The organism is Clostridia bacterium, assembly GCA_012841935.1.
GTDB lineage: Bacteria > Bacillota > Peptococcia > DRI-13 > DTU073 > DUTS01.
This window is the reverse complement of sequence record DUTS01000070.1, coordinates 20,862-27,365: the sequence shown is the minus strand read 5'-3', so window position 1 is coordinate 27,365 and position 6,504 is coordinate 20,862. Positions and strand designations below refer to the sequence as shown.

Genomic DNA, 6,504 nt, shown 5'->3' with positions numbered 1-6,504 from the left:
TAAAAGTGAGGTAATTCATTTAAGTGGTGATAGTTACAGAATTAAACATCGAAAAACCATATTTGGGAATATCTAGGTGTTAAAAGTTATTTAGCAAAATTTGTTTAAAAGTACTTGACAGTCACAAATGTGCAAATCTACACCATAATAGCCCTTTTTCAATGCAGTTTTCATTTAAATCTTTAATAAAAAACGAGGTGTTATCCCCATAAAATTCGGAGATAACACCTTTAATACATATTACCCAATCTACAACTGTTTAAGATAGGTCCTTTTCGCTAATTACTGCTTGGGCGGCGGCTAGCAAAATAGACCAATCGTCGTTTTTGCACATTAAGGAACACTTTTCAATTCCGAGAAAGACAGTCTCCCTGGCTAGTCCATGATTAAAAGGAGATTGCTTTTTCCCCCGTAACGCCATAAAGAAACACGGTCAGCAACTCGTTATAAATCCGGCGCTTCTGTTCTCCCTGTGGTATTTGTTCCAATTGTTGCATCGCTTGGCTACTAAAAAGATTAATATAAAATAACATAGTTTCCACGGAAAGTCTTTTGCTGAAATAACCTTGTTCTCTTCCTTGCTCAATAAATCTTATCATATAAGGGAGTAACTCTTTCTCATACTTTTCCATGAGTATAGCCATTTCTGGATCACTGGATATAAACTTGTCAATAAACTCCATGTGCATCGTTGCAAACCCATCTACCTTTTGGGAAAAAAATAAAGTTTAACGGCTCCGACGCTCTTAGAATAAGCACAATAAACAGTGCCATCTCCATGGGCCTTGAGAAAGAATTTGGCTCAACCTCGACTAGTCTATGAGCTCTGTTTATTACAACACCAAAGCGGATAAAAATAATTTATGTGTCAGTATATTCAGGAATTATTGCAAGAGATAGATCATCGGATAAATGATCTTCAATATAGTCAATCACATGATTTAATTCATTTAACATTTTCCACTCAATGTAATAAGTATTTTACTCAAAATAAATCGCTGTGTGTACCTGTTCTGGTAAGCGTCAATACTAGAACATCATTATCAACCCTATAAATCAAAAGCCAGTCGGGAGTAATATGGCATTCCCTATGCCCGGTCCAGTCACCAATTAACAGATGGTCTTTATATTTTTCCGGTAAGGTAATTCCCGCTGCCAACATAGAAACAACTTCTTGTAGTAATTGTACATTGTATCCTCGCTTAATAATTGCCTTTAAATCCTTTTTGAACCTACCTGTCGATAAAATCTCATACTTCATTCCGAACCTCCGCTATCAGTTCCTCAAAACTTGAGTAGCGTTTTGCACTTGGGTCACGGCTTATTCTATTTGCTTCTTCCATAGCTGCTATCGTTTCTGAATTAGGACTATTCAAAGATATTTCAAAGGGTATTTTTCTCTCTCGGATAGCCTGTCGGATAAAGACGGTGAATGCCGTCGTCATATTCATACCCAATTCAGAGAAAAGCTGTTCCGCCTGGTCCTTGAGTTCTTTATCTATGCGCATGGTTAAATTTGTTGTTTCGGACATTTAACTTCCCTCCCTTTACTATCATTATATGTATTTTAATATAAAATATGTGCATTGTAAATGCAATGCACATAAAATATTATCAGCTTTGAGGAGTAAATCTAATTATAGTCCTCTTAGCGAGCCTATAATTTTAAAAAATATGTTCCAAATTTTACAAGTTAACTATCCCTACTTTTGCTAAAAAGGGGGAACCTACCGTTTACTAAAGGATACTTCTGAGTAATTCTCAATTGAGTAACCGTCCCTATAAAGTATGTTTGAGTTGTAGTGATGTTACCTTTTTACGGTAATAACAAAATACGAGAACTTTTTCAGGAGTAATAACGTCTATAAAGTATAGAAAAAAAATAAAAACAAAAGTGAGGAGTTTTTACTATGAACAAAAAAAAGATTATTGGTTTAAGTTTAGCGGGAGCACTTGCATAACTACATATCAATGTTTTCATTTGCTTGAAGAGGATTTCCCTCTAAAATCTTTTCCACCTCTTCATAGCCTTTTGGAAATGCGTAGTTGTAACGAGCCGGCAGGGCGAAAACATACTTACTATTGTGGGCTAATTCTTTAGGTCCCATAGGTGCCGCCCCAATATGAAATTCCTCTTTTTCTAGTGACTCCCATTGGTCTAGGGTAAATATCATAATAGGGATATCCTGTCGTTGATCAGCAGATGTCCATTCAGGATGTCGAATCGAAATCAATGGACCTGTTTCTACATCTTTACTGTCATTAGAATCTTCACCAAGGGGTAAACCTTCCCATTGTTCACTTCTAATTTCGTAATTCCTCCAGCCCTCGGGTAAAGAAAAGCTAAAACCATACTGAGTATTCTCGTAAATAACTGTGCTATTATCCTCATCTTTTACAGGATCTACATCTTCCCTAGGTTCTACAACTTTTCCGGGATCCGCATCACCGGGAGTTTTACTACAACCAATTACCGCAATACTTAATAATAAGACTAATATTAGTGTTAATACTTTTTTCAAATTATTCCCTCCCTAAAAGTTTCTTTTATTTATTTTAGACGTCGAAATACTCTTTTTGTTCCCTTGTCACTCCCCCCAGATTTTTGCAATAGCTCCACCTTTAATCCCAAGGTTGTCGCCAAAGTATGATTAAGTATAATCAGCTTTGGTGCGCGCACAGGGGTTGGGTTGATATTTGTATAAAACTTGTCTGGCAACTCAGCGTAACTATTATCTAATTTCCATCCCATTTCTAGTAATGCTGTTTCAGTAACCATCTAATCACCTTTTTTCTGATAGTAGGTTTATATAGCTTAATATTATCATTTACTACTTAGATTTTACTTCTGTCAGCTTTATATACCACCCGTGTAACAATTTAATAGAGTAGGAGCTGAAACATATCTAAAAAAACGATTGTAGCAATCACATATTTTAAAAAGAAAGTTAATATTACATTATTCATTAGCTCATTCCTATTAGTAGATTCGCTTGTCATTAACAGGTAACAAAAATAAGGTATTGTCCCTTAGAATCACTAAGAAACAATACCCCTTACTATATTTTATACGTATCCTATACTATTTTGCTTCTTATTACTTGTTCTTGGATGATTAATCTCCACCTGGGCTGCTGCCAAACGAGCAATCGGCACACGGAAAGGCGAACAACTGACATAATCTAAACCAATTAAATGACAAAACTCTATAGAATTTGGTTCCCCACCGTGTTCACCGCAAATGCCGATTAAAAGATCGCTTTTTTCACAACGTCCATTTTCAACCGCTATTTGCATTAATTGACCTACTCCATCTCGATCAATCACCATAAAAGGATTCTTTTTAAGAATTTCCTTTTCCAAATAGATGTCCATGAATTTTCCTTCGGCATCATCACGACTAAAGCCTAAGGTAGTTTGTGTGAGATCATTAGTACCAAAAGAAAAGAAATCAGCAACTTGGGCAATTTCTTTGGCTAACAAACAAGCTCGCGGTAATTCAATCATCGTACCAATATAATATTTAAACTGCACATCATTTTCCCGCATAATAGTGTCAGCAATTTCTTCTATTTTTTTACGCAAGAAAAGCAATTCATTTTGATCAATTACCAAAGGTATTTCCAATTCAGGAATAATATGATATCCTTCTTTAACCAAACGGGCACATGCTTGAAAAATAGCGGTAGCCTGCATTTCATAAATTTCCGGATAAGCAATACCTAATCGACAGCCGCGGTGTCCTAACATCGGATTAAATTCATGAAGTTCTCTGGCTTTAGCCAACACCTTTTCCCTAGCTTTATATTCCTCATTCACTTGACCTTTAACTTCCATTTTGGCTAGCTCCACAGCTAATTCCTCAATATTAGGCAGAAACTCATGTAAAGGAGGATCCAAAAAACGAATTGTTACCGGAAAACCATCCATTTCCCGTAAAATCCCATAAAAATCTTCTTCCTGAATCGGCAATAATTCTGCTAAAGCTTTTTTCCGTTCTTCCACTGTATCAGCCAAAATCATGTTTTGAACTATTGGTAAACGATCTGGGGCCATAAACATATGCTCTGTACGGCACAAGCCAATGCCCTCTGCCCCAAATTCACGAGCCTTTCTAACATCTACGGGATTATCGGCATTAGTTCTAATTTTTAATTTCCTTACCTCATCAGCCCAAGTTAAAAGCGTTTGAAATTCTGAACTCATTTCCGGATCAACTAATTTTACTTCTCCTAAAATTACATTTCCACTAGTACCATCCAAAGAAATTAAATCCCCTGCTTTTAAAACAAGATCCTTTACTTTTATAGTCCCAGCAGTAAAATCTATTTTCAAACTTTCACAACCACAAACACAGCATTTCCCCATCCCACGTGCTACTACCGCGGCATGACTAGTCATCCCACCTCTACTAGTTAAAATACCTTGTGCAGCTATAATTCCGTGAATATCATCAGGTGTGGTCTCAGTACTAACTAAAATTACCTTTTCACCTTTATTAGCCAATTTTTCCGCTTGATCAGCACAAAGAACAATTTTTCCCGATGCCGCACCAGGTGAAGCTGGTAGACCCTTAGCAATTACCTTTACCCGGGATTCAAGATCAATTCTTTTATGCAATAATTGTCCTAATGAATCCGGATCCACACGCAGTAGAGCCTCTTTTTTAGTAATTAAACCTTCCCCATACATGTCAACAGCTACCTTAATTGCTGCTCGGGCTGTTCTTTTACCACTTCTAGTTTGCAATAAATAAAGAGTTCCTTTTTCAATGGTAAATTCAATATCTTGTAAATCGCGATAATGTTTTTCCAATAGCTGACAGCATTCTTCAAACTGTTGGTAAACCTTAGGCATTTCAGATTTTAATTGTGCCAAAGGTTTAGGTGTACGAATTCCGGCAACAACATCCTCCCCTTGAGCATTCATTAAGTATTCACCATAAATTTTGTTTTCACCAGTAGCAGGATTACGTGTAAAAGCTACTCCAGTACCAGAATCATCCCCTATATTTCCAAAAACCATTGTTTGTACATTAACAGCAGTACCCAAATCATGTGGAATATGATTGAGATTGCGATACACTTCAGCCCGAGGATTATACCATGAATCAAAAACAGCCTTAATTGCCATAATTAATTGTTCACGTGGGTCTGAAGGGAATTTTCGCCCTGTTTCTTTAAAAACAATGGTTTTATATTCTTCAATTAATTTTTCTAAATTTGCGGTAGTTAAATCCTGATCATCTTGAACACCTACTTCTTTTTTTAACCTCTGTAGAACTTTTTCAAAATAATCATGTTTTACACCCATTACCACATCAGCAAACATCTGTATAAAACGACGATAACAATCTAAAACAAAACGACGATTTTGCGTTGCTTTAGTTAATCCTTCAATAGTCGTTTTATTTAAACCTAAATTAAGTATGGTATCCATCATTCCAGGCATGGAAATTGGAGCCCCGGAACGAACCGATAATAATAAAGGGTTAGCAGCAGCTCCAAATTTTTTACCAGTCAGCTTTTCCACTTCACCCAATTTAGTCCACAGTTCTTCTTCCAAACCTTCAGGTAACAACTTATCATTTTCAAAAAAATCACGACAAGCTTCAGTAGTGATAGTTAAACCAGGTGGTACAGGTAAACCGATATTTGTCATTTCCGCGAGGTTGGCACCTTTACCGCCTAACAAAGCTTTCATTTCCGCTTTACCTTCAGTAAACAGATAAACAAAATTGGCTTTTTTCACAGCATTCACCCCAATAATTATACTTTTTATTCTTCCTGCATGTACTTATGTTGCCCGATATGCACAAAAGCTGAAGTAATGGTAGTTTTAGTGACTCTACCCACTACCTCCAATCCTTCCCTATCTTGATAAACAACCGGTTTCACAACCGGTAGGGAATCTACTTCGTGTTCCACTATTTTTTGGGCTGCACTCCACAAAGAATCCTCGGGACTAATGGTGACAATATTAGGCATCCGCGTCATGATGACGTTTACAGGTATTTTTTGAATATCCGCCTGTCCCAAAACAATTTTTAATAAATCTTTTCGAGAAACTACCCCTTCTAAAACCCCCCCTTCACTTACAATATAAAGAGTACCAACATCAGAGGAAAATAAGTTAACAATGGCTTCGTAAACCATTGCCCCTTCCCCGACAACTACAGGTACAGCTTGCCAATCTTTAACTTTTAACCTTCTAACTGCCTCAACAATATGGCAGAAGATTTTTTTCCCCGTATAATAATAACCAACTCGAGGGCGGGCCCCCAAAAAACCTGATTTAGTTAAAAAAGCAAAATCTGCACGTAATGTAGAACGTACAACCCCGAGATGATTCGCAATCTCTTCACCAATAATTGGTCCTTTCTCTTGCACAATCTTTACTATCTTTTTTTGCCGCTCAGATAACCAAATAAAAATCACCTCCATAATGCTGTACTATATCTTAAATAATGCAGCACTATATCCAAGTTTAATATATATTTTTCAT

7 protein-coding genes are annotated in these 6,504 nt (G+C 36.6%); all 7 read right to left on the bottom strand.

Annotated features, from left to right (window positions below):
• Positions 1–386 precede the first annotated feature (386 nt).
• Positions 387–689 (bottom strand): hypothetical protein, encoded by a 303-nt coding sequence (locus GX687_04235; protein HHX96655.1) that lies wholly within the window; start codon positions 687–689, stop codon positions 387–389.
• 296 nt (positions 690–985) lie between these two features.
• On the bottom strand, positions 986–1,261 hold the full coding sequence (locus GX687_04230; protein HHX96654.1) for a type II toxin-antitoxin system YafQ family toxin: 276 nt from the start codon (positions 1,259–1,261) through the stop codon (positions 986–988).
• Positions 1,251–1,532 carry a type II toxin-antitoxin system RelB/DinJ family antitoxin gene (locus GX687_04225; protein HHX96653.1) on the bottom strand — a complete coding sequence of 94 codons (282 nt, stop codon included), beginning with the start codon at positions 1,530–1,532 and terminating at the stop codon, positions 1,251–1,253. Before GX687_04225 ends, GX687_04230 begins: the two co-directional genes overlap by 11 nt.
• 429 nt (positions 1,533–1,961) lie before the next feature.
• Complete coding sequence (locus GX687_04220) at positions 1,962–2,522, bottom strand: hypothetical protein (GenBank protein HHX96652.1); 561 nt, start codon at positions 2,520–2,522, stop codon at positions 1,962–1,964.
• 29 nt (positions 2,523–2,551) lie between these two features.
• Positions 2,552–2,779: a hypothetical protein gene (locus GX687_04215; protein ID HHX96651.1), complete on the bottom strand. Its 228-nt coding sequence runs from the start codon at positions 2,777–2,779 to the stop codon at positions 2,552–2,554.
• A gap of 287 nt (positions 2,780–3,066) precedes the next feature.
• The gene (locus tag GX687_04210; protein HHX96650.1) at positions 3,067–5,751 is read right to left on the bottom strand and encodes a pyruvate, phosphate dikinase; all 2,685 of its coding nucleotides are present in this window, start codon (positions 5,749–5,751) and stop codon (positions 3,067–3,069) included.
• Between the two features lie 26 nt (positions 5,752–5,777).
• Positions 5,778–6,428, bottom strand: coding sequence for a CBS domain-containing protein (locus tag GX687_04205; protein HHX96649.1), 651 nt, complete (start codon positions 6,426–6,428; stop codon positions 5,778–5,780).
• Positions 6,429–6,504: the final 76 nt, after the last annotated feature.